The sequence below is a fragment of the Frigoribacterium sp. PvP121 genome (assembly GCF_017833115.1).
GTDB lineage: Bacteria > Actinomycetota > Actinomycetes > Actinomycetales > Microbacteriaceae > Frigoribacterium > Frigoribacterium endophyticum.
Genome location: NZ_JAFIBR010000001.1, coordinates 2800450 through 2824297, shown reverse-complemented (window position 1 = coordinate 2824297; position 23848 = coordinate 2800450). Strand labels below are relative to the sequence as shown.

19 protein-coding genes are annotated in these 23848 nt (G+C 73.5%); 9 read left to right on the top strand and 10 right to left on the bottom strand.

Annotated elements, in window-relative coordinates; all coding sequences use genetic code 11:
* Positions 1–64 precede the first annotated feature (64 nt).
* Together JOE43_RS13130 and JOE43_RS13125 are read right to left on the bottom strand one after the other, a co-directional pair.
* Positions 65–2659, bottom strand: coding sequence for an ATP-dependent DNA ligase (locus tag JOE43_RS13130; RefSeq protein WP_209518288.1), 2595 nt, complete (start codon positions 2657–2659; stop codon positions 65–67).
* A 123-nt stretch (positions 2660–2782) separates the two neighbouring features.
* Positions 2783–3670, bottom strand: a complete 888-nt coding sequence (locus JOE43_RS13125) for an SDR family oxidoreductase (protein ID WP_209518286.1) — start codon at positions 3668–3670, stop codon at positions 2783–2785.
* A gap of 92 nt (positions 3671–3762) precedes the next feature.
* Here JOE43_RS13125 and JOE43_RS13120 point away from each other — a divergent pair, with 92 nt between their 5' ends.
* The gene (locus JOE43_RS13120) at positions 3763–4776 is read left to right on the top strand and encodes a Ku protein (protein ID WP_209518284.1); all 1014 of its coding nucleotides are present in this window, start codon (positions 3763–3765) and stop codon (positions 4774–4776) included.
* A 24-nt stretch (positions 4777–4800) separates the two neighbouring features.
* Here JOE43_RS13120 and JOE43_RS13115 read toward each other — a convergent pair whose 3' ends face one another.
* The gene (locus JOE43_RS13115) at positions 4801–5076 is read right to left on the bottom strand and encodes a Rho termination factor N-terminal domain-containing protein (RefSeq protein WP_209518282.1); all 276 of its coding nucleotides are present in this window, start codon (positions 5074–5076) and stop codon (positions 4801–4803) included.
* A 79-nt stretch (positions 5077–5155) separates the two neighbouring features.
* Between JOE43_RS13115 and JOE43_RS13110 the strand changes: the two genes are divergently transcribed.
* Positions 5156–6352, top strand: coding sequence for an FAD-binding domain-containing protein (locus JOE43_RS13110; RefSeq protein WP_209518280.1), 1197 nt, complete (start codon positions 5156–5158; stop codon positions 6350–6352).
* Positions 6353–6398: 46 nt separating this feature from the next.
* Here the strand turns inward: JOE43_RS13110 and JOE43_RS13105 are convergent, their stop codons facing one another.
* Positions 6399–8807: a phosphoketolase gene (locus tag JOE43_RS13105; RefSeq protein WP_209518278.1), complete on the bottom strand. Its 2409-nt coding sequence runs from the start codon at positions 8805–8807 to the stop codon at positions 6399–6401.
* 61 nt (positions 8808–8868) lie between these two features.
* Positions 8869–10818: a glycoside hydrolase family 15 protein gene (locus tag JOE43_RS13100; protein WP_209518276.1), complete on the bottom strand. Its 1950-nt coding sequence runs from the start codon at positions 10816–10818 to the stop codon at positions 8869–8871.
* A gap of 122 nt (positions 10819–10940) precedes the next feature.
* On the opposite strand from JOE43_RS13100, the gene JOE43_RS13095 reads away from it, so the two are divergent.
* A complete protein-coding gene (locus JOE43_RS13095; RefSeq protein WP_209518275.1) occupies positions 10941–11816 on the top strand; it encodes an SMP-30/gluconolactonase/LRE family protein in 876 nt (291 codons plus the stop codon).
* Between the two features lie 12 nt (positions 11817–11828).
* Here JOE43_RS13095 and JOE43_RS13090 read toward each other — a convergent pair whose 3' ends face one another.
* Positions 11829–13058, bottom strand: a complete 1230-nt coding sequence (locus tag JOE43_RS13090; RefSeq protein WP_245187154.1) for an NAD(P)/FAD-dependent oxidoreductase — start codon at positions 13056–13058, stop codon at positions 11829–11831.
* A 107-nt stretch (positions 13059–13165) separates the two neighbouring features.
* Complete coding sequence (locus JOE43_RS13085; RefSeq protein ID WP_082514502.1) at positions 13166–13705, bottom strand: Dps family protein; 540 nt, start codon at positions 13703–13705, stop codon at positions 13166–13168.
* Between the two features lie 232 nt (positions 13706–13937).
* Between JOE43_RS13085 and JOE43_RS13080 the strand changes: the two genes are divergently transcribed.
* Positions 13938–14315 (top strand): hypothetical protein, encoded by a 378-nt coding sequence (locus JOE43_RS13080; RefSeq protein WP_209518273.1) that lies wholly within the window; start codon positions 13938–13940, stop codon positions 14313–14315.
* 49 nt (positions 14316–14364) lie between these two features.
* On the top strand, positions 14365–15102 hold the full coding sequence (locus tag JOE43_RS13075; RefSeq protein WP_209518271.1) for a triacylglycerol lipase: 738 nt from the start codon (positions 14365–14367) through the stop codon (positions 15100–15102).
* A 40-nt stretch (positions 15103–15142) separates the two neighbouring features.
* Here JOE43_RS13075 and JOE43_RS13070 read toward each other — a convergent pair whose 3' ends face one another.
* Complete coding sequence (locus JOE43_RS13070) at positions 15143–16102, bottom strand: alpha/beta fold hydrolase (RefSeq protein WP_209518269.1); 960 nt, start codon at positions 16100–16102, stop codon at positions 15143–15145.
* Positions 16095–17156, bottom strand: coding sequence for an FUSC family protein (locus JOE43_RS13065; protein WP_209518266.1), 1062 nt, complete (start codon positions 17154–17156; stop codon positions 16095–16097). The genes JOE43_RS13070 and JOE43_RS13065 overlap by 8 nt, the downstream gene beginning before the upstream one ends.
* A 104-nt stretch (positions 17157–17260) precedes the next feature.
* Here JOE43_RS13065 and JOE43_RS13060 point away from each other — a divergent pair, with 104 nt between their 5' ends.
* The 3 genes from JOE43_RS13060 (at position 17261) to JOE43_RS13050 (ending at position 21485) form a co-directional block, all read left to right on the top strand.
* Positions 17261–18469 (top strand): phosphotransferase enzyme family protein, encoded by a 1209-nt coding sequence (locus JOE43_RS13060; protein ID WP_209518264.1) that lies wholly within the window; start codon positions 17261–17263, stop codon positions 18467–18469.
* 366 nt (positions 18470–18835) lie between these two features.
* Entirely contained in the window at positions 18836–20968 is a 2133-nt protein-coding gene (locus JOE43_RS13055) for a DEAD/DEAH box helicase (RefSeq protein ID WP_209518262.1), read from the top strand.
* A 121-nt stretch (positions 20969–21089) separates the two neighbouring features.
* Positions 21090–21485 (top strand): VOC family protein, encoded by a 396-nt coding sequence (locus JOE43_RS13050; protein WP_056056306.1) that lies wholly within the window; start codon positions 21090–21092, stop codon positions 21483–21485.
* 99 nt (positions 21486–21584) lie between these two features.
* Here the strand turns inward: JOE43_RS13050 and JOE43_RS13045 are convergent, their stop codons facing one another.
* On the bottom strand, positions 21585–21857 hold the full coding sequence (locus JOE43_RS13045; protein WP_056056304.1) for a mycoredoxin: 273 nt from the start codon (positions 21855–21857) through the stop codon (positions 21585–21587).
* A 120-nt stretch (positions 21858–21977) separates the two neighbouring features.
* Between JOE43_RS13045 and JOE43_RS13040 the strand changes: the two genes are divergently transcribed.
* Positions 21978–23735 carry a pyruvate dehydrogenase gene (locus JOE43_RS13040; protein ID WP_209518260.1) on the top strand — a complete coding sequence of 586 codons (1758 nt, stop codon included), beginning with the start codon at positions 21978–21980 and terminating at the stop codon, positions 23733–23735.
* Positions 23736–23848 lie beyond the last annotated feature (113 nt).

The window sequence follows — 23848 nt, the reverse complement described above, 5'->3', positions numbered from 1 at the left end:
CCCGCGATCGGACATCGAACCCGGGCACGCCGGGGTGCGATGTCCGATGCCGGGTTCGACCGCGTCAGCTCTCGCGCACCACGTCGCCCGGCGACTTGTCGGGTCGCCAGCCGCGCCACGACGGCTGCCGGAGCCGTCCGGTCGCGGTCCACTCGGCGAACGACACCTCGCCGACGCGCGACGGCGTGATCCAGTGCGCGTCGCGGGCGTCGGCGGCCGGCACGCCGACGAGCGGGCTGGTCTTCCTCTCGACGCGGCGGAACTCCGTGAGCAGCTCGTCGAGGTCGCGGTCGCGGAACCCGGTGCCGACGCGCCCGACGTACGTCAGCCCGTCGTCGCCCGGCACGCCCATCAGCAGCGAGCCCACCCCGGAGGCGCGGCGACCGTTGCCGGGCCGCCACCCGGCGATCACCACCTCCTGGGTCGCGTGGTGCTTCATCTTGATCCAGGCCCGCGAGCGCCGGCCGGGGCTGTAGGCCGCGTCGCGGCGCTTCGCCACGACCCCCTCCAGCCGGAGGCGCTGCGACGTGCGCATCGCCGCCTCCAGGTCGCCGTCGAAGACGACCGGCACGTCGATCGCGCCCTCCGGCCGGACCACGCGCTCCAGCACCTCGCGACGCTCGTCGTACGTCCGCCGCACGAGCGACCGGCCCTCGGCGTGCAGCACGTCGAAGAGCAGGTACCGCACGGGCGCTCCCTTCGCCGCGGCCTCCACCTCGCGGGGCTTCGTCAGGCCCATCCGCGTCTGCAGCAGGCCGAAGTCGGGGCGACCGGTCTCGTCGACGGCCACGACCTCGCCGTCGAGCACCGCGCCTCCCTCGCTGTCGACGAGGCCGGCGAGCGCCTGCAGCTCGGGGTAGGAGGGGGTGAGGTCGTGGCCGTTGCGGCTGGTCAGGGTGACGCGGTCGCCCTGGACGACGGCGACCGCGCGGATGCCGTCCCACTTCATCTCGTAGGCCCAGTCGTCGTCGACGTCGGCCGCGGTGCCGGCGACGGCGAGCATGGGGGAGACGGGCTCGAGGTCGCCCGCGTCGCGGCCGCTCGACGACGGCGACGACCCCGGGGAGTCGCGGGTCGAGCGGGCAGCGCCGCCGCCGGTCCCCGAGCCGATCACCGTCCGGCCCTTCTTCTTCCTGCCCGCGGGGGCCCCCGTCGAACCGTGCCCGCCGTGCGCGCCGTGACCGCCGTGCCCGTCGGCACCCGCGCCTCCCGCGTCGTCGGCCATGCGGTGGATCAGCCAGTTCTTCTCGGCCGACCCTCCGCCGTGTCCGGTGTGGATGAGGGCGACCCGCCGGCTTCCCCGCTGCTCGCCGTGCAGCACCGCGATGACCTCCTTGCCCTCCCGCCACTTCTCGAGCTCGTACGTGCCGGAGTCCCAGATGGTGACCTCGCCCGCGCCGTACTCGCCCTTCGCGATCGTGCCCTCGAAGGTGCCGTACTCGAGCGGGTGGTCCTCGGTCTGCACGGCGAGGTGGTTCTGGCCCGGGTCGTCGGGCTCGCCCTTCGGCAGCGCCCAGCTGACGAGCACGCCGTCGTGCTCGAGGCGGAAGTCCCAGTGCAGGCGGCTCGCGTGGTGCTCCTGGATGACGAAGCTGCGGCCGTCGCTCGTCGGCGGCGCCTCGGCGGGCACGGGCTCGCGCGTCTTGGCGGGGTCGCGCATCGAGCGGTACGTCGCGAGCCGGTCGTGGCGCTGGCGGGTCTCGCCGTCGCCCGCCGGATCGTGCTCGGGCGACTCCGTGTTGCGCATGTCGTCGCCGAGCTCACCCGGCGGCACCGGCGTCCCGCTCGACACGTCGGCCAGCGGGTCGCCCCGTCGCCGCAGGCGCGCCAGCACCTCGGGGTACTCCAGCTGCCTCAGCTGCCTCGACGCCAGCTCGCGCCAGGTGCGCGGCGTCGCGACCGTCGGCCGCTCGCGCCCGCGCAGCGAGTACGGCGCGACGGTGGTCTTGTTCCCGTTGTTCTGCGACCAGTCGAGCAGCACCTTGCCGCGGCGGTCGGCCTTGCCCATCGTGCTGATCACGAGGTCGGGGTGGTCGGCCTCGACGGCCAGGGCGAGCTCGTGGGCGACGTCGCTGACCTGGGCGCTCGTCTGCCCGCCGTCGAGCCGCGCGTAGAGGTGGACGCCCTTGCTGCCGCTCGTGACCGGCACGAGCTCGAGGCCCATGCCCTCGAGGAGGGGGCGCAGCAACTGCGCCACCTCGACGCACTCGGCCAGGCCGACGCCCTCGCCGGGGTCGAGGTCGAGCACGAGCCGGTCGGGGTTCCGCGGTGCGCCGCGCGGGCCGAACCGCCACTGCGGCACGTGCACCTCGAGCGCGGCGACCTGGCCGAGCCAGGTCAGCGTCGCGAGGTCGTTGACGAGCGGGTACGTGTTGGCGTGGTCGCTGTGCTGGATCTCGTGGCGCGCCACCCACTCCGGCGCCGAGTCGGGCAGGTTCTTCTCGAAGAACACCGGGCCGTCGACGCCGTTGACCCAGCGCTTCCGGGTCGCCGGGCGGCCCTCGACGTGCGGCAGCATCCACTCGGCGACGGCGGCGTAGTAGCCGAGCACGTCGCCCTTGGTCGTGCCCGTGGCGGGGTACAGCACCTTGTCGAGGTTGGTGAGCTGCAGCGTGTGGCCGCCGACCTGCACGCGCTCGCCGCGTCCCTTCGGGCCCATGGCGCGCCTCCTCGTGTCGTCCGTGGCTGGTGGTCTCGTTCTACCCGCTCCCGGCGGCGCCGGGCACGGAGCGGCCCGCCGTCCGACGGGCGGACGGCGGGCCGACAGGAGGCGCGGTGCCGGTCAGACGGCCGGGGTGCCGCCCGCGATCGTGATGGTGGCGCCGCTCGTGTAGCTCGACTCGGGGCTGACGAGGTGCACGTACGCCGCACCGAGCTCGGCGGGCTGGCCGGGGCGGCCGTAGGGGGCCTGCATGCCGAACTCGGAGACGGTCTCGCCGTCCTGCGAGGCGGGCTGCAGCGGGGTCCAGATCGGGCCGGGCGAGACCTGGTTGACGCGGATGCCCTTCGGGGCGAGCTGCTGGGCGAGGCCCGCCGTGAACACGCCGATGGCGCCCTTCGTCAGGGCGTAGTCGAGCTTGTCGGGGGAGGGCTGCGTGCCCTGGATCGACCCGGTCGTGACGATCGCCGAGCCGGGCTCGAGGTGCGGCAGCGCCGCCTGCGTCAGCCAGAAGAGCGAGTAGACGTTGGTCTTGATCGTCTGGTCGATGCCCTCGGTGGTCATCTCGAGGATGTCCTCGTGGCTCTCCTGGTGGCCGGCCACCATGACGAGCGTGTCGAGGCCGCCGAGCTCCTCGACGGCCTTCGACACGAGGTCGTGGCAGTACTGCTCGTCGCTGATGTCGCCGGGGAAGAGCACGGCCCTCCGGCCCTCGCCCTCGAGCAGGTCGCGCACCTCCTCGGCGTCGGCCTGCTCGTCGGGCAGGTAGCTGAGCACGAGGTCGGCGCCCTCGCGGCTGAGCGCGATCGCGGCCGCGCGGCCGATGCCCGAGTCGGCGCCGGTGACGACGCCGCGGTAGCCGGTGAGGCGCTCCTTGCCGACGTAGCTGGTCTCGCCGTGGTCGGGCTTCGGGTCCATCTGCCGCGCCTCGCCCGGCAGCGACTGCTCCTGCTCGGGGAAGGGCGGGACGGGGTAGAGGTCGACGGGGTTCTTCTTGTCGTACTGGCTCATGCGGTCCACCGTGCTCCCGCGCGCCTCCCCGTGCTCGGCCGTTGTACCCCGAACCCGGTCGTTCGGGGTGCGTTCGGAGGCATGATGACCCCATGCGATCGATCTGGAAGGGCGCGATCACGTTCGGGCTCGTCAACGTGCCCGTGAAGCTCTACAGCGCCACGGAGGACCACGACGTCTCGCTGCACCAGGTGCACGACGCCGACGGCGGGCGGATCCGCTACCAGAGACGCTGCGAGATCTGCGGCAGGGTCGTCGACTACGAGCACATCGACAAGGCGTTCGACGACGGCGACCGCACGGTGGTGCTGACGGAGGACGACCTGAAGTCGCTGCCCGAGGAGCGCTCGCGCGAGATCGACGTGCTCGAGTTCGTGCCGAGCGACCAGCTCGACCCGATCATGTTCGACCGCAGCTACTTCCTCGAGCCGGACTCGTCGTCGCCCAAGGCCTACGTGCTGCTGCGGCGCACGCTGGAGGAGACCGAGCGCACCGCGATCGTGCACTTCTCGCTGCGCCAGAAGACCCGCCTCGCCGCCCTGCGGGTGCGCGGCGACGTGCTGATGCTGCAGACGCTGCTCTGGGACGACGAGGTGCGCGAGGCGCGCTTCCCGGTGCTCGACCAGACGGTGCGGATCAGCTCGAAGGAGCTCGACATGTCGGGCTCGCTCGTCGAGTCGCTCGGCGACGACTTCGACCCGTCGCAGTTCGAGGACGACTACCAGGAGGAGCTGCGCAAGCTCATCGACGCCAAGCTCGAGGAGGGCGAGTCGCTCGACACCGACGCGACCTTCGGCCGCAGCGACGACGACGACGACGAGGGCGACGGCGGGTCGGACGGCGAGGTCATCGACCTGATGGAGGCGCTGCGCCAGTCGGTCGAGCGCAGCCGGTCGGCAGGGTCGTCACGCGCCCCCGCGAAGAAGCGCACCGGAGGCGCGGGGTCAGCGAGCGGGAAGGCCCCGGCCGAGAAGGCGGCGGCGAAGAAGGCGCCCGCGAAGAAGGCTTCCGCGAAGAAGGAGCCGGCGAAGAAGGCTTCCGCGAAGAAGGAGCAGGCGAAGAAGGAGCCCGCGAAGAAGACCGCGGCGACGAAGAAGGCGAGCTGACCCGCCGAGGCCGTCGCCCCGACCTCAGTGGTCGCGCAGCATCTCGATCAGCTCGTCCTTCCTCCGGTCGCTGTACCCGCTGAGGCCCAGCTCCTTCGCGCGGCCGCGGAGGTCGTCGACGGTCCAGTCGTCGTACGACCCCGACCGCCCGCCCTTCGCCGCGACCTCCTCCTCGCTGTTGCCCTTCTGAGCAGCGGCGTTGGAGATGCGCGCCGACTTCTCCTTCGAGTTCCCCTCCTCGCGCAGGGCCTCGTACATGTCCGGGTTCTTCAGCTGCGGGGGTGTCTCGTCCTTCGGCATGCCCGTGACCGTACGCCGCGTCGGCCGCGCTGTCCCGCCGCCCCGGCGTCGCCCACCCCGTGGGGCGCATGATGGGCCCGTGCCCACCCCCACCAGAGCCGCCGGCCTCGACGCGCTGGAGGACTTCGTCCCCCGCGCCGGCGCCGCCTACGCCCGAGACCGCGACCACGACGACGGGCCCTCCCGCAGCAACGTCTCGGGGCTGTCGCCGTACCTGCGCCACCGCCTCGTGACCGAGCAGGAGGTCGTCGAGGCCGTGCTCGCCCACACGAGCCTCGGGGCCGCCGAGAAGTTCGTCCAGGAGGTCTTCTGGCGCACGTACTGGAAGGGGTGGCTGGAGCAGAACCCCGAGGTCTGGCGGCGGTACCGTCACGACGTCGCCGAGCTCACGGCGGGCGACCTCCCCCCGGGCTGCCACGACGCCGTCGAGGGGCGGTCGGGCATCGACGCGATGGACGCCTGGGTCCGTGAGCTGGTCGACACCGGCTACCTGCACAACCACACGCGCATGTGGTTCGCGAGCATCTGGGTGTTCACGCTCGGCCTGCCGTGGCAGTTCGGCGCCGACTTCTTCCACCGGCACCTGCTCGACGGCGACGCCGCCTCGAACACGCTCTCGTGGCGCTGGGTCGCCGGGCTGCAGACACGGGGCAAGACCTACCTCGCGACGGTTTCGAACATCTCGCGGTTCACCGACGGCCGTTTCTCGCCGACCGGCCTGGCCACCTCGGCCCGCGCCCTCGACGAGGAGCCCCTGCCCGCGCGGACCCCCGTCGACCCCGACGACGTCGTGGGGCAGGTCGGCGACCGGGTCGGACTGCTGCTGCACGAGGAGGACCTCGAGGCCGGCCGCCTGCTCGCCGAGCGGCCCGGCCTCGTCGGCACGGTGCTGGCCACGGCCGTGTGCGCCGACGCCGGTGCGCGGTCCCCCTCAGGGGTCTCGCCCGTCGTCGCCGCCTTCACGGCCGGGGCCGTGGCCGACGCCGCGGCGCGCACGCCGGACGCGGGCGGGCGCCCGGCCCGGACCCTCGCCGACGCGGCGCCCGCGACGGTGCTGAGCTGGGCGACGGCCGAGGGCCTCGACACGGTCGTCGTGCCGTTCGCCCCGGTGGGGCCCGTCGCCGAGCGGCTGGAGGCGCTGCGCCCCGTGCTCGCCGCCGAGGGCATCGCCCTCGTGACGGTCCGCCGCCGGTGGGACGGCACCGCCTGGCCCCACGCCTCCCGCGGCTTCTTCCCGTTCCGCGAGCGGATCCCGGCACTGGTGCGTCAGCTCTGAGCGGGGCCTCGGTCAGGGGCGCCCGCGGCCCGGGCGCCTCGGGCCGCTAGCGGCCGAACTCCCACTCGACGACCTCGGGCAGGTCCTCGCCGTGCTCGTAGGCGTACGCCCGCGCCTCCTCGCGCTTGGCCTCGAACTCGGCGACGAGCTCGGGGTGCTCGTCGGCGAGGCCCGGCACGCGGTGCAGCACGTCGAGCACGAGCCGGAACCTGTCGATGTCGTTGAGCATCGCCATGTCGAACGGCGTCGTCGTCGTGCCCTTCTCCTGGAACCCCCGCACGTGCATCGAGTCGTGGTTCGTGCGCCGGTAGGTCAGCTGGTGCACGAGCGACGGGTAGCCGTGGAAGTCGAAGACGACCGGCGCCGAGGTCGTGAACAGCGCGTCGAAGTCGTCGCTCGTGAGCCCGTGAGAGTGCTCCCGCACGTCCTGCAGGCGCATGAGGTCGACGACGTTCACGACCCGCGTGACGAGCTGGGGGAGTCGCTTCTTGAGGATGTCGGCGGCGGCGACGGTCTCCAGCGTGGGGACGTCGCCGGCGCACGCGAGCACGACGTCGGGGTCGACCCCCTCGACCGGCGTGCCCTCGGTGCCCGCCCACTCCCAGATGCCGGCCCCGGCGGCGACGTGTGCCTCCGCCTCCTCCAGGGAGAGCCACGCGGGCGCCTCCTGCTTGCCCGCGACGATGACGTTCACGACGTCGGTGGTGCGGAGGGCGTGGTCGGCGACGGCCAGCAGCGTGTTCGCGTCGGGCGCGAGGTAGATCCGCACGAGGTGCGCCTGCTTGTTGACGACCACGTCGAGGAAGCCGGGGTCCTGGTGCGAGAAGCCGTTGTGGTCCTGCCGCCAGACGTGCGACGACAGCAGGTAGGTGAAGCCCGAGATCGGGGCGCGCCACTCGATCTCGGCGGCGCTCTCGAGCCACTTGGCGTGCTGGTTGAACATCGAGTCGACGATGTGCACGAAGGCCTCGTAGGTGTTGAGCAGGCCGTGGCGCCCCGTGAGCAGGTAGCCCTCCATCAGGCCGTGCAGGAGGTGCTCGCTGAGCACCTCCATCACGCGGCCGCTCCGCGCGACGTGCTCGTCGTCCGCCTCGATGTCGGCGGCCCAGACCCGGTCGGTGACGTCGAACACCGGGTCGAGGCGGTTCGACACCGTCTCGTCGGGCCCGAAGAGCCGGAAGGTCTCGGGGTTGTCACGGACGACGTCGGCCAGCCAGCGGCCGAGCACGCGGGTCGCCTCGGCGGTGGTGCGGCGGTCGTCGCTCGTCTCCACGGCGTGCGCGCGGTAGTCGGTGAGCGACAGGTCACGGCGCACGAGGCCGCCGTTCGAGACCGGGATCGCGCTCATCCGCTTCTCGCCCCGGGGTCGCAGCGCGTCGAGGAACGCGGCCGGCGCCCCCGACTCGTCGAAGAGCCCCTCCGCGCCGTACGAGCGCATCCAGGCGTCGAGCTGCGCCCGGTGCTCGTCGTCCTCGCGGACCCCGCTCAGCGGCACCTGGTGGGCACGCCAGGTGCCCTCGACCTTCTTCCCGTCGACCTCCCTCGGGCCCGTCCAGCCCTTGGGGCTGCGCAGGACGATCATGGGCCAGCGCGGGCGCTCGACGCCGTCGCCGGAGCGCGCCTCCCGCTGGATCTCGTCGATGCGCCGGAAGGACTCGTCGAGCGCCGCCGCCATCTGGCGGTGCACCACCATCGGGTCCTCGCCGTCGAAGCCGCCCGAGACGACGATCGGCTGGTAGCCGTAGCCGCGGAACAGCTCGAGCAGCTCGCCCTCGGGGATGCGCGCGAGGATCGTCGGGTTGGCGATCTTGTAGCCGTTGAGGTTGAGGATCGGCAGCACGGCGCCGTCGTGGACGGCGTCGAGCAGCTTGTTCGCGTGCCAGCTGGTCGCGAGCGGGCCCGTCTCGGCCTCGCCGTCGCCGATCACGCACACCGCGACGAGATCGGGGTCGTCGAGCACGGCGCCGTAGGCGTGGCTCAGCGAGTAGCCGAGCTCGCCGCCCTCGTTGATCGAGCCGGGCGTCTCGGGCGCGGCGTGGGAGGGGATGCCGCCGGGGGAGCTGAACTGCCGGAAGAGCCGCTGCATGCCGGTCGCGTCGAGGCTCACGTCCGGGAAGAGCTCGCTGTAGGTGCCCTCGAGCCAGGTGTTCGCGACCATCGCGGGCCCGCCGTGGCCGGGGCCGCAGACGTAGAGCAGGTCGCGGTCGTCGCGGCGGATGACCCGGTTGAGGTGCGCGTACACGAGGCTCAGCGCGGGGGAGGTGCCCCAGTGCCCGAGCAGGCGCGGCTTGATGTCGTCGCGCGCGATCGGGCGCGTCAGCAGCGCGTTCTCCCGGAGGTAGATCTGACCCACCGTCAGGTAGTTGGCCGCCCGCCACCACGCGTCGACGAGCTCGAGCTCGTCGGGCGTGGCGGGGCTCGCGGGGGCGGCGGGGGACGCGCTGTGGTCGCTCATCGGTTCTCCTCCTGGCGGTGGGTCGGTGCTGCTGGTGGCGGTGCTGCCGGTGTCGGTGCCGCTACTGCTCGCGGCTGGCCTCGTCGGCCCGGTCGTCGGAGGCGTCGTCGACGTCCTCGCCGCGCGCACGGCGCATCTCGTCGATGGTGATGGCGGCGTTGACCAGGGCGAGGTGGCTGAGGCCCTGCGGCATGTTGCCGAGGAACTGCCCGTCGTCGGCGCTGATCATCTCGGTGAAGAGCCCGAGGTCGTTCGACTGCTCGACGAGCTGGTCCATGAGCTCGACGGCCTCGTCGACGCGGCCGACGCAGGCGAGGGCGCCCGCGAGCCAGAAGGCGCAGGCCACGAACGTGCCCTCCTCCTCCGCGACGTCGCTGTAGCGGAAGAGCAGCGGGCCGGCGCCGAGCTCGTCGCGCAGGGCGTCGATGGTGCGCGACATGCGCTCGCCGCGGTCGAAGCCGCTGGGCGCGTGCAGCAGCACCGAGGCGTCGATCGCGTCGCTGCCCGGGTACATCAGGTACGCGCCGCGCTCCTCCGACCAGCCGTGCTCGTCGATCCACTCGACGATGAGGTCGCGGTTCGCCTTCCAGTGCTCGAGGTCGTCGGGGTCGGGGTGCATCTGCCCCTGCTCCGCGAGCTCGAGGGCCGCGGTGATGGCCTGCCAGCAGCCCATCTTGCTGCTCACGTAGTGCTGCTCCTCCGGCAGCTCCCACATGCCGCTGTCCTTCTCCTGCCAGCGACGGCACGCGTCGTCGGCGAAGCCGGCCAGCAGGTCGGCGGTCGACTCGTCGAGGATGTTGCCGCCCTCCGCGTACTGGCTCATCACGGCCAGGATGTCGGCGAAGACGCCGAGCTGCAGCTGCTCGCCGGCCGGGTTGCCCTTGTAGACGGGGCCGATGCCGCGCCAGCCCTCGGAGCCGGTCTCGTGGGTGCCGTCGGGCACCGAGCCGTCGAGGCGCAGGAAGATGTGCATCTCGCGACCGTTCGCCTTGAGCGCCTTGAGCATCCACGACACGGCGCCGTGGGTCTCCTCGCGGAGGCCGAACCGCAGCAGCGCGTTGACCGTGTAGGCGAGGTCGCGCACCCACGCGAAGCGGTAGTCCCAGTTCTTGTCGCCGGTGAAGTTCTCGGGCAGGGCCGTCGTCGCCGCGGCGGCGATGGCGCCGGTCGGGCTGAAGGTCAGCAGCTTGAGCGCGAGGGCGCTGCGGTGCACGGCCTTCGCCCACGGGCCGTCCCAGCTGAACTCGGTCGACCAGGCCTCCCAGTTCTCGATCGTGCGGTCGATGCCCTGGTCGACCACCCGCGGGTCAGGCAGGTGCAGGGGCTCGTCGTCGACGCCGCAGAGGCAGAGCAGCGAGCGCGAGCCGGGCGAGGTGGTGAACGACCCGCGGAACTCGAGCGGGCCGTCGGCCTCGTCGCCGTGGCCGGGCTCGGTCGGGTCGGTGCGGCCGTGCTCGAAGCCGACCAGGGCGAGGTTGATGTCGGCGGCGCGCAGCACCGGCCCGTGCGGGGTGTCGACGCGGCGGATCGGGTGCGTGCCGAACGAGTTGCCCGGCACGACGGCCCAGCGCATCTCGACACGGCCCCGCAGGCCGTCGACGCGACGGGCCAGCTCGCTCCAGGGCAGGCGGCCGGCCACGCCCGTGATCAGGGCGTCGGTCACCTCGACGATGCCGGTGGAGGTGCGGAAGCGCGTGCGCAGCACGTTGGTGCCGGGCACGTAGGCCCGCTGCACGGTGAAGTCGTCGTCGACCGGGCGCAGCTCGACGCGGCCGCCGGTGCGGGAGTCGACGATGCCGCTGAAGACGGGGTCGGTGAAGAGGGACGGCATCGGCAGCCAGTCGATCTGCCCGTCGCGGGCGACGAGGGCGACGGTGCGGCCGTCGCCGATCGCGCCGTAGGAGCGCAGGGCGACGTAGCCGTCCTCCCGGGGGTCGGGCGCCTGCCAGGCGTCGGGCTCGTCGCGGAAGGAGTCGGTCGTCTCGTGGACGCTCTCGAGGGTGTCGGTCACCCCTCCTACGGTGCTCTCCCGCGCCTCCGCGCGCTCGGCGCTCGCAGGAGGCTGTGTGCTGGGGGCCCGCGCGTACCCCTGGGGAGGAGCGGGTGACCAGGTCGGGCGCGTACACGGGAGGGATGACCGACAGCGCCACGCCTCGCCCCCGACTCTTCCTCGACGCCCGGGCGACGCTCGGCGAGAGCCCCGTGTGGGACGTCGACGCGCAGGAGCTCGTCTGGACCGACATCACCCCCGGGCTGCTGCACCGCACCTCCGCCGACGGCCTCCGAGACCGCTCCCTGCCGGTCGACCCGCCCCTCCCGAGCTTCCAGCGGCGACGCGGCGGCGGGCTCGTCGCGGCCCTCGAGGACCAGGTCGTCCTCACCGACGACGACGGCGGCTCCCTCCAGGTGCTCGCGACGATCGACCTCGCCAAGGACGGCATGCGGCTCAACGAGGGCAAGTGCGACCCCTTCGGCGCCTTCGTGGTCGGCGCCATGGACCCGGACGGCGAGCCCGTGGCGGGCCTCTGGCGCGTCGGCCCCGACGGCGTCGTCACGACGCTGCGCGACGACTTCACGACCACGAACGGCTTCGAGTGGAACGACGACGGCTCCGAGATCTTCCTCACCGACACCGACCGCGAGACCATCTACCGCGCCTCGTGGGGCGCCGACGGCGCCCTCGGCGAGCTGCAGCCGTTCTCGACGGGCGGCTCGCACGACGGGCTCGCCCGTGACGAGCGGGGCGAGTTCTGGGGCGCCGTGCACGGCGAGAGCGTCGTCGTCCACCTCGACCGCGACGGGGAGGTGCTCGAGCGCGTCGAGTTCCCCGTGCCGCTGCTCACGGGCATCGGCTTCGGCGGCGCCGACCTGCGGACCCTCTTCGTGCTCTCCGCCCGCGAGGGGCTCGACGAGGCGCAGCTCGCCGAGCACCCCCTGAGCGGCGGGGTGTTCGCCCTCGACCTCGACCGGGCCGGGCGGGCGCCGTTCCTCTTCGGCCCGCGCGGCTGAGGCCGCTCCGGCTCAGATCCGGCCCACGAGCCCGTCACGGTCGACGGCCGTGCCCTCGGCGAGCACGGCCCGGGCGGCGTCGCGGGCGTCCTCGACGTTCCAGAGCAGCACGCCGGCCACTGCGCCCTCCGTGAGGTAGTACACGACGGTCGACCCGTCGCCCTTGTCGTCGACGACGGTCTCGAGCGACGCGTCGAGCGTGCCGACGGCCTCGTACGAGATGTCGAGGACCTTCGAGTAGTAGTACGGCGTGTGGTCGTACTCCTCGGCTGAGCCCGCCATGACGCGGCCGACGAGCGCGCCCTGCTCCTTGGCGTTGTCGACGTGCTCGACGCGGCGGCGGCCCAGGATGCGGTCGGGGTAGGAGGCGACGTCGCCGGCGGCGAAGACGTCCGGGTCGGAGGTGCGCAGCGAGCCGTCGACGACGACGCCGTCCTCGACCTCCAGGCCGGCGGCCTCGGCCAGCTCCGTCGACGGCGTGATGCCGAGGCCCACCGCGACGGCGTCCGCGTCGAGCGTCGAGCCGTCGTCGAGCCTGACCGCGAGCCCGGCCTCGGAGACCGTGCCGCCCTCGACGCGACGCCCCGTCACCAGGGTGACGCCCGCCTCCTCGAAGGCGGCCTGGAAGCGCGCGGCGACGGCGGCGGGGAACACCGAGCCGCCGAGCACGTCGTCCGGCGTGACGAGGGTCACGCGCGTGTCGTTCTGCACGAGCGCCGAGGCGAGCTCGGTGCCGATGTAGCTGCCGCCGACGACGACGACCCGGCGACCGTCGCCGGAGAGCGCCCGCAGGCGGCGGTAGTCGGCGGCCGTGCGGAAGTGGACCACGCGGTCGTCGTCGGGCAGGTCCAGACGCGTCGGCGAGCCGCCCGTGGCCAGGAGGAGTCGCCCCCACGACACCGTCCGCCCGTCGCTGGTCGTCACGGTGCGGCGCTCGCGGTCGACGGCGGTCACCGAGGTGCGGAGGCGGATCTCGGCCCCCGACGCCTCGCGGGTGCCCAGGTCGTTGTCGGCCTCGGTGTAGTCGGGGTCGATCCAGAGCTTCTTCGACAGCGCGGGGCGGGTGTAGGGCTCGTCGACGTCGTCGCTGACGACGAGGACGGTCGCCTCGGGGTCGGCCTCGTGGATCGCCGTCGCGGCGGCGTCGGCGGTCATGCCCCCGCCGACGACGACGTGGTCGAACGCCTCGGTGACGGGCGCGGCTGCGGTGACGTCGCCGTCGGGGGTGGTGGTGTCGGTCAAGGTCGTCTCCTGGTCGTGGCGAGGGCACCGCACCGGAGGTCGCGCAGGGGATCTCCGGGGCGGTGCCCAGTCGGTGTGCGCCCGTGGTGCCACGGGCGGAGGCGGTGCTAGTTGGCGATGGCGCCGACGCGGTCGAGGCCCTCCTCGGCCGCCTCCTCGTCGCGCTGACGGGTGCCGGCGTCGGCGGCGTCGCGCTGGGGGTGGCGGTTCTCGGCGCCGGTCATCCAGGCCAGCTGCTCGAGGCGCTCGAGGATCCCGTGCAGCACGTCGGCCGTCGTCGGGTCCTCGTCGTCGATGTCGTCGTGCACGGTGCGGATGGTGTCGGTCGCGGCGTACATGCGGTCGACGATCAGGTCCACGACGGCGGTCGTCTCGACCGGCCCCTCCGGGAACTGCGGGAGGCTCGTGCCGCCGGAGACCACGTTCGACCGGCCGTCCGGGATGAGGTAGACGGCGCGCATGCGCTCGGCGACCTCGTCGGAGAACTCGCGGGCCGCGTCGACGATCTCGTCGAGCTGCAGGTGCAGGTCGCGGAAGTTCGAGCCGAGGAGGTTCCAGTGGGCCTGCTTGCCCTGGATGTGCAGCTCGATGAGGTCGACGAGGACCTTCTGGAGGTTCTCGCGGAGAGTGTCGGATCCCTGGAACATGGTTCTCCCGTTCGTCGTGGGTCAGTGCGGAGTCGTCGCACCGGTGGGTGCGTCGTGCACGGTAGACCGTCGCCCTCGGGGCGGGTCCAGGCAGCGGGGGACAGACCGGGCGTGCGCGGGGGCGCGTCAGGATACCGGTGGGTACCGTCCGGGTGGTATGTTCCGGGGAGCGACCGTGACGTCGCTCGGCCGCTCCGGAGGGGCGGACGATCTGCTCTGAGGGGGGCTCAGCATGATCAGCGGCACACCGGGGTTCGACTCCGACGAGATCACACGCCTGCGACGCGAGATCGACAGCGCGTGGGGCGCGTTCGACGCCATCGACGAGATGACGTGGGAGCACCGCGTGCTCGTCGTCCGCTACGTCGTCGGCGCCCTGCCCGACGCGGCCAACGCGGCGGCTCGGGCCGGCTGGGGCGAGGCCGCCCTGTCGCTCCTGCACGACGCCCTCGCCTTCCCGCCGCCGTGGGCCGGCATCTGCACCAAGTGGGAGCACGCGCTCCGCGTCTCGATCGAGGCGGTGGAGTGCGTGGCCTGGCCCGAGGGCTGGCCGCTGGTCGGGGCCTCCGGGGCGGCGGGCGACCAGGGCCTGACCTCTCGCGTGGCCTAGGGGGCGGCGCGCCGGGCGGGGGCGACTCCCTGCGCCTACCGTCGACCCCATGAGCTCCACTCCCACCCGCGGCGAGGGGCACCGTCGGGTCGGCCTCTGGCGCTTCGCCCGCACGCTGCTGTTCGACTACCCCTACGTCGTGCGCGTGCACCTCGTGCCCCGGTCCGCCCGACGCGTCCCGGCCGACTGGCGCCGCGGCGACCGCGCCCCCGTGCTGCTCCTGCCGGGCGTCTACGAGACCTGGCGGTTCCTCCGCCCGATCGCCGAGCGCCTCCACGAGCTCGGGCACCCGATCGTCGTCGTGCCGGGCATGGGCCACAACCGGCGGCCCATCGCCGCCACGGCGACCGTCGCCCAGCGCATCGTCGACGCGCACGACCTGCGCGACGTGCTCGTGCTCGCGCACAGCAAGGGCGGCCTGATCGGCAAGACGATGATGGTGTCGACCGACCGCGACGGCCGCCTCGCGCGCATGGTCACGGTCAACAGCCCGTTCTCGGGCACGCGCTGGTCGCTGTACCTGCCGAACCGGACGCTCAAGGCGTTCTCGCCCCGCGACGCCGACCTGCTGCGGCTGGCCGACCAGCTCGAGGCCAACTCGCGCATCACCTCGATGGCGTCCGGCTTCGACGCGCACGTGACGGAGGGCAGCGTCCTGCCCGGGGCGACGAACGTGACCTTCCCCGTCGACGGCCACTTCCGACCGCTCGGCGACCCCGAGTGCATCGACATGGTGGTCGCCGAGGTCGAGCACGGGCCCGACGCCGCGGCCCGCGACGCGGGCTGACCGGGGCACCGGGGCGGGCGCCGTCCGGTCCGCCCCGCGGTCAGGCGAGCGCGTCGACCGTCGCGGCGGGCCACTCGACGTGCGCGAAGTGCCCGCACTCGGGCAGCAGCGTCGTGCGGCACTGCGGCAGCACCGCCCGCAGGCGCACGAGGTCGTCGAGCTCCGCGAACGCGTCCTCGGCGCCCGCCACGGCCGAGGCCGGGCCGCGGTAGGCCGACCAGGCGCCCGTGTCGTACCCCGGGGCGGACCGCGTGGCGACGACGAAGGCGACCGGCCGCACCTCGGCGACGAACGCCTCCCGCACCGACCGCGGCACCCGTCGCGCGTGCCGGAACACCGGCGACGCCAGCGCCGTGAGCAACCCGATGCGGGCCGCGGCCCGGAGGAGCACCGAGGAGGCGCGGGGCAGCACCGTGAACACGCCCCGCAGCAGCACCAGGGCCGGCAGCCGCCGCACCCCGCTCCACGGGCGGGCGGCGGCCTCGAGCGCCGAGAAGGTCGTCGGCGAGACGAGCCCGAGGCGCGTGACGCGGCCCGGGCTCGTCGCCGCGACGTGCAGGGCGACGAGCGCGCCGAGGGAGTGCCCGACGAGCTCGAACCGCTCGGCTCCGACGGCGTCGGCCACCGCGAGGACGACCCGGGCGGCGGCGTCGACGTCGAGGGCGGGCGTCGGCGCGGGCGACCCGCCCCAGCCCGGCAGGTCGACGAGCACGGGGGCCGTGACGGGGCGGCCGGCCTCGGCGGCGGCGCGGAGGTACGGGGTCCAGGTCGTCCACGAGCCCGCCGCGCCGTGCAGCAGGATCGTCACCGGGTCTGCCGGGGAGGCCGGGGCGGCCGGGTCTGCCGGGTCGGCCGGGTCGGCGGGGTCTGCTCGCCGGTGGTGCACGAGCACCTCGCCGTCGGGGGTGGGGACGACCAGCCGGGCGAGCCCGAGCGCCGCGGGGTCGTCGACGAGACCGAAGGGCGCGTACGAGGAGGGCCCACTGCCGGTGTCAGGCACCCATGATCTCCTCGCGCACCCGGCGGATGTCCTCGAGCAGGGAGCCCACGAGCACCCAGTGCACGGGGTCGGGGCGCAGCACCTGCACCGGGGCGGTGAGGGCGGGCGCGTCGTCGGGGCCCCCGGGTGCGGCGGGAGCCGTGCCCGCCACCGGGGCCCCCCGAGCGCCCTCGACGTCGCGGGCGAGCAGCCGCACGTCGTGCGCGGCGCGTCGCAGCTCGACCGAGATCTCCTCGACCACCGGGTCGTCGGCCAGCTCGGGCTCGTAGTTGTCGCGCACCGACCGGGTCATGCCCACGACGCGGTTGACGAGCACGGTGAGCCGCACGAGCAGGGCGGCGTCGGCCTGCAGCACCGTGCGCTGCCGGCTGGCCCGCGGGTTGAGCATGAGGCTCTCCTCGCCCGCGGCGACGGCCGCGACGGCCCGCGCCTGGAGGTCGCGCAGGTCGCGCGCCCGGGCGAGCACCGCCGACACGCCGTCGGGCGCGGTCGGCGCCTCGAGCACGCCGGCGAGGTCGTCGAGCACGCCGGCGAGGCCGCGCGCCAGGCGGCCCACGGCCAGGTGCGCCGGCGCGAGCAGCACCGGCGGCACGATCAGCGCGTTGACGGCGAGCGCGACGACGGCCCCGATGATCGTCTCGACGATGCGGTCGAGCGCGTAGTCCGGGGTCTGCGCCCCGATGGCGAGCACGAGCATCGCCGAGATGGGCACCTGGTTCGCCGAGCTCGGGGTCAGGCGGAGCGCCCACGAGACGAGCAGGCTGACCACGACGATGCCGAGCACCACGCCGCTGCCGTCACCGAGCAGCTGGCCCGCGCCGTAGGCGATCACGACACCGGCGATCACGCCGACGCTGCGCTCCAGCCCGCGCACGAACGACTGGTTGACGCTCGGCAGCACGACGAGCAGGGCCGCGATGGCCGCGAAGATCGGCAGGGGCTGCTGCACCAGCGCGATCGAGGCGAACCAGGCCACGACGACGGCGACGCTGGTCTTCACCACCTGCAGCAGGGGAGTGCGCTTCGTCTGGCGCACCCGCGAGACGATCTCCATGCGGCCAGCGTAGCCAGGCCCCGGCACATCACGATCAGGTCACCGTGGCGACGTGACGGGCCCGCCTGGCGCCCACCGCGCCTCCGACGCGCTTTGATGGACGCGTGTGGCCGAACTCCGCTGAGGTGCTCCCCGCGGCCTTCGAGGGCTCCGGGGTCACCGTCGTGGCCTTCCGCCCCCACTCGGTCGAGCCGTCGGGCCACGGGTTCCTCTACGGCTACGAGGTCGACACCGTCGACGCGGCGGGCGTCACCGCGACCGTCCTGACCTTCATCGACACCGACGTCACGGGCGCCGACGCGTCGAGCGTGCTGACCACCGACCCCGGCACGGGCCAGCCCCTCGCCGTGTGGGCCTACCCGGCCGATCCGCTGCTGCCGGCGCTCGCCGGGGTGACCTACCCCGACCGCGTCGAGGAGTCGCTCGCCGCCCTCGGCATCGAGGTCACCGCGCCGACGCTCGCCGTCGCCGCGTACCGGCCCGGCAAGCGCGCCGTCATCCGCCTCGACAGCGCCGAGACCACTCTCTTCCTCAAGGTGATCCGCCCCGACCGGGTCGCGCCGATCGTCGCGCTGCACGGCGCCTTCCGGGCACAGGGGCTGCCGGTGCCCCGGGTGCTCGCCTCCCGGGCCGACGGCCTCCTCGTGCTCGAGCGCGTGCCGGGCGTGCCGGCCGGGCAGAAGGTCCTCGAGCTGGCCGACGACCCGCGGTTCGTCGCGCAGGTGGTCGAGCTCGGCGTCCGCACCGCCCGGGTCGACGTGACGTCGAGCGCGCAGTCCGACGCCCTCGACCACGGCGCGTGGCACCGCGCGACGCTCCGCAGCGCCCTCCCCGAGCGCGCCGCCGAGATCGACGGCCTCTACGACGAGATCGACCGGCGCCGCGCCTCCTGGGCCGGCGATCCCCGCCGCGTGATCCACGGTGACCTGCACCTCGAGCAGCTCTTCGTGCACCCGGCCGAGCCGTGGCGCGTCACGGGCCTGCTCGACATCGACACCGCCGGGCAGGGGCACCCGGCGCGCGACGCGGGCGCGCTCGTCGCCCACCTCGTCGTCACCGGCCAGTGGCACCGCGGCAACGGCGACGAGGCCGAGGCGCGCGCGTGCGAGCGCCTCGCCGACGAGGTGAGCCGCACCTGGGTCGCCGAGGCGCCCGCGATCGCCGACCGCCTCGCCCCCGCCGTCGCGTCGCAGCTGCTCGCGCACGCGGGCGGGCAGGCGACGCTCGGCACCGACAGCGGCCGCCGCAAGGCCGTGCAGCTGCTCGGCGCCGCCTCGGGCACGCTCTGGCCGCGGCCCGTCGCCGCCGTCTGACCGGCGGACACGCCCCGGGGCAGGTGGCGCCCGGGCCCGTCGACCGCGTAAAGTGGCGCGCAGCACCGTCCGTGTCGGCTCCGACACGGTGCCCCGACCGATCGACAGGCGCAGATCTGAGCGTCGCGTCGGCCCTCGAGGCCCGCCTCGCGCGACGGTGCCCCGGGCGAGGGCCTGGCCTCCGGGCCGTCCGCTCCCGCACGTCCCAGTCGTACGCCCGTGCCGCACCAGATCGACCGCGATCAGCCCCGATCGCCGCGGTGCGCGGTCCCGGCCCCCGCACACCGCGGGTCCGCCGGTGCAGCACCCGTCGTCGCATCGACGACACAGCACCGTCGACGTGACCGTCGACCACGAGGAGGAGCCTTGGCTCGACCAGGCCAGAACCGATCCGGCGGCACCCGCACCGCCCAGCGTCCGCACCGTCGCCGCGAGGTCGACAACGACGGGCTGATCCCCGTGCTCGCCCGCGCCGTGCGCGAGGTCGAGGCCGCGGCCCAGCGGGGGCAGGTCAAGCCCTCCAGCCGCACGAAGTTCCAGGTCATCGCCCTGCTGATGCGCGAGGAGCGCGCCCGGGTGAAGGTCGACAAGGCGATCACCGACGGCGAGCGCGCCGAGCAGATGAAGCGCCTCGACGGCGTCGCGCAGATCCTCGCGAAGACGGCTGCTCGCGACACGTCGCTGATCGCGCTCCTCGGCGAGGACGCCGTCGTCTCCGAGAGCGCCAAGGCGCTCAAGCGCGACATGCAGCTCTCCGCGGGCATGGAGCTCGCCCCGGAGGAGCAGGTCGTCGTGCGCGAGGCCGCTCCCGTCGCCCCCGTCTCCGAGCGCCAGGTCGTGCCGCAGTCGGTCGTCTCCCGTCAGCTGGCGAACCCGTTCCTGCCCCCCGACTTCTCGCTCGCCGAGGTCTCGCGCGAGGTGCACCCCGTGCGCCTCGCCAACTGGGAGCTCTTCGGGCCCCTGTTCAAGGCGTTCGAGTACGGCGCCGGCGGCGGTTCGGCGTGCATGCCGCTGCCCGAGCCCAGCACGGTCGACGCCCCGGCCGGCGCGACGCTGATGCACCACCAGGCGCAGCTCGTCGAGTCCGCCCGTCAGGGCCACCGCACCTACCTGCTCGCCGACGAGCCGGGCCTCGGCAAGACGGCCCAGTCGCTCCTCGCCGCGCAGGCCGCCGGGGCCTACCCCCTGCTCGTCGTCGTGCCGAACGTCGTCAAGACCAACTGGGCCCGCGAGGTCCAGCTCTGGACCCCGACGCGCAGCGCGACGGTCATCCACGGCGACGGCGACACCCTCGACGCGTTCGCCGACGTCGTCATCGTCAACTACGAGGTGCTCGACCGCCACGTCGGCTGGCTCGGCGACCTCGGCTTCAAGGGCATGATCGTCGACGAGGCCCACTTCATCAAGAACAAGGAGTCGCAGCGGTCGCGGCACGTGCTGCAGCTCTCCGAGCGCATCCGCGCCCGCACCGCGCACCCCCTCCTGATGGCCCTGACCGGCACGCCGCTGATCAACGACATCGAGGACTTCCGGGCGATCTGGCAGTTCCTCGGCTGGATCGGCGACAAGAAGCCGGCCGCCGAGCTCATGGAGCAGCTGGAGGAGGCGGGGCTCACCCCCGCAGACCCGGGCTTCTTCCCGTCCGCCCGCGAGATCGTCATCGACCTCGGCATCGTCCGTCGCCGCAAGGTCGACGTGGCCGCCGACATCCCCGCCCGTCGCGTCGCCGACCTGCCGGTCGAGCTCGACGACGAGGCCGGTCGGTCGATCCGCGAGGCCGAGCGGGAGCTGGCCCGCCGTCTCGTCAGCCGCTACCGCTCCGCCCTCGCGGCCCGCACCTCCGGCGTCCGGGTCGAGGGCATCGACCACGACCTCGTGCGCCAGGTGGCGAAGTGGGAGCTGGAGGACGCCAGCAGCTCGAGCAGCGGCGAGAACGTCTTCAGCATGGTGCGCCGCATCGGCCAGGCGAAGGCCGGCCTCGCTGCCGACTACACCGCGCAGCTGGCCCGCAACGTCGGCAAGGTCGTCTTCTTCGCGAAGCACATCGACGTGATGGACACCGCCGAGCAGACGTTCGCGAAGCGGGGCATCAAGTACGCCTCGATCCGCGGCGACCAGACCCCGGCGGTGCGCCAGCGCCAGATCGACGCGTTCGTCGACGACCCCGAGGTCGAGATCGTCGTCTGCTCGCTCACCGCGGCGGGCGTCGGCCTCAACCTGCAGGTCGCCTCCAACGTCGTGCTCGCCGAGCTCTCGTGGACGGACGCCGAGCAGACGCAGGCGATCGACCGCGTGCACCGCATCGGCCAGGAGGAGCCCGTCACCGCGTGGCGCGTCATCGCGGCCCAGACGATCGACACGAAGATCGCCGAGCTCATCGACAGCAAGGCCGGTCTCGCCGCCCGTGCACTCGACGGCGACGACAGCGAGGTCGTGGACTCCGCCGACATCCAGCACAGCGCCCTCGTCGCGCTGCTCACCGAGGCGCTCGGCGGCTAGCCGCGCAGCGCGCCGGGCCGTCCGCCCGGCGCGCCGCTGGCCTCCTGCGGGCCCGGTGCCCGTGCGGCTCCCAGCGGCGGCGCGTTCGGTGGGGTGACCACCCCGAATGAAGGAGCACCCCGTGCCGGAAGTCCAGGGCTACGCCCACGTCGCCATCACCGTGTCCGACCTCGACCGCAGCCTCGCGTTCTACGAGTCGCTGCTCGGCGCCCCGCCGGTCGGCCGCATCGAGCTCGACGGCCTCGACCGACGGCTGTTCTCCGTCGGCGGCGGGCAGATCCTCGGTGTCACCGCCTACACCGAGGGCAAGGCCGTCCCGTTCGACCCGACCGTGCCGGGGCTCGACCACATCGGCCTCGCCGTCGCCGACCGCGACGGCGTCGTCGCCTGGCAGGAGCACGCCCGCTCGGTCGGCATCGACTCCCACCTGGAGGACCCGGAGTTCGGCACCACGCTGATGGTCAAGGACCCGGACGGCAACCAGATCGAGTTCTTCGCGGCCGCGCCGCAGGGCTGACGCGACCCGCACGCGACGACGCCCCGCGCCTCCCTCGGGAGGCACGGGGCGTCGTGTCGTCTCGGCGCCCGCCCGCGCGGGCGCGACGCGCTCGGCCCGCTAGAGGCCGAGCTTGGCCTGCACGTCGGCGAGCGAGGGGTTCGTGGCGGTGGAGCCGTCGGGGAAGATGACGGTCGGCACCGTCTGGTTGCCGCCGTTGACGCTCTCGACGATCTCGGCGGTGCCCGGCACCTCCTCGATGTTGACCTCGGTGAAGCCGATGCCCTGCTTGCCGAGCTGCTGCTTGAGGCGCGCGCAGTAGCCGCACCACGAGGTGCTGAACATGGTGATGGTGCCCGCGTCGGGCACGTAGGAGGTGGCGGTGTCGGTCATCGTCCAAGGCTAAGCCCAGGAGCCGGGGAGGCGCGGGGGAGTTGGCTGGGAGCAGGTCGCGACGAGCGCCCCCGCGGGCCCGCCGTCGATCGCCCCACGACCTCGACGAAGGAGACACCCATGGCAGACACGGTCGCCGACCAGATCATCGCGCAGCTCGTCCAGGCGGGGGTCCGCCGCATCTACGGCATCGTCGGCGACAGCCTCAACCCGATCGTCGACGCGGTGCGCCGCACGGGCGGGTCGGAGGCGGGCGGCATCGACTGGATCCACGTCCGCAACGAGGAGGCGGCGGCGTTCATGGCGTCGGGCGACGCCCAGATGAGCGGCGAGCTCGCCGTCTGCGCGGGCTCGTGCGGCCCCGGCAACCTGCACCTCATCAACGGCCTCTACGACGCGCACCGCAGCCGCGCGAAGGTGCTCGCGATCGCCAGCCACATCCCGAGCGCCATGATCGGCTCGGACTACTTCCAGGAGACGCACCCCGACCGGCTGTTCGTCGAGTGCTCGGGCTACAGCGAGATGGTCTCGACGTCGGTGCAGTCGCCGTCGGTGGTCGCCGCGGCGATCCGCCACACGCTCGCCGGGCACGGCGTCAGCGTCGTCACGCTGCCGGGCGACGTCGCCGAGCTCGACGCCGAGGGCGCGACGCCGCCGCACCTCACGACCCGCGCGCCCGAGCTGGTGCCCGCGCAGGAGGACGTCCAGGCCCTCGCCGACGCGATCAACGAGGCCGGCACCGTGGCGTTCTTCGTGGGGGAGGGCGGCCGCGGCGCGCACGACGAGATCATCGAGCTCGCCGGGCGCGTCGGCGCGCCGATCGGGCACAGCCTGCGGGGCAAGGACGTCATCCAGCACGACAACCCCTACGACGTCGGCATGACCGGCCTGCTCGGCTACGGCGCCGCGCACGCGGGCATCCACGACGCCGACCTGCTCGTGCTGCTCGGCACGGACTTCCCGTACCCCCAGTTCCTCCCCGACGGCGACCAGGTGCGCATCGCGCAGGTCGACGTCGAGGCCGCCGTGATCGGGCGGCGCGCGACGGTCCACGTGCCGGTGCACGGGGCCGTGCTCCCGACCCTGCGGGCGCTCGCCCCGCTCGTGCGCGACAAGAAGAGCCGCAGGTTCCTCGACAAGACGCTGAAGAAGCACGACAAGCTGATGAACGGCGTCGTCGGGGCGTACACGAAGAAGGCCGAGGCCCTCGTGCCGATCCACCCCGAGTACGCGGCGTCGATCCTCGACGAGGTCGCGGCCGACGACGCGATCTTCACCGCCGACACGGGCATGTCGAACGTCTGGGCGGCGCGCTACGTCACCCCGACGGCCGGCCGCCGCATCTTCGGCTCGTACCTGCACGGCTCGATGGCGAACGCCCTGCCGCACGCGCTCGGCGCGCAGTTCGCCCACCCGGGCCGCCAGGTCGTGTCGATGTCGGGCGACGGCGGGCTCTCGATGCTCATGGGCGAGCTGATCACGGCGAAGATGTACGAGCTGCCGGTGAAGATCGTCGTGTTCAACAACTCGACGCTCGGCCTCGTCAAGCTCGAGATGCTCGTCGACGGCTACCCCGACTTCGGCGTGGACGTGCCCTACGTCGACTACGCGGCCGTGGCCCGGTCGATCGGCGTCCACGCCGTGCACGTCGACCAGCCGGGCGACCTCCGTGACGGCTTCGAGGCGGTCTTCGAGCACGACGGCCCGGCGCTGATCGACATCGCCACCGACCCGCAGGCGCTCTCGCTGCCGCCGGCGATCACGGGCTCGCAGGTGAAGGGCTTCTCGCTGGCGATGTCGAAGATCGTCATGAACGGAGGCGCGGGCGAGGTCGTCAAGATGGCGCGCTCGAACCTCCGCAACGTCCCGCGCCCCTGACCCGCGCCTCCCGCGGTGCGTGCCGAGTGGTCACGATCTGCTCCTCCCGGTGACGGGAGCAGCGAATCGTGACCACTCGGGTGGCCGAGCGCGGCCGAGCGAGGTCGTGCGCG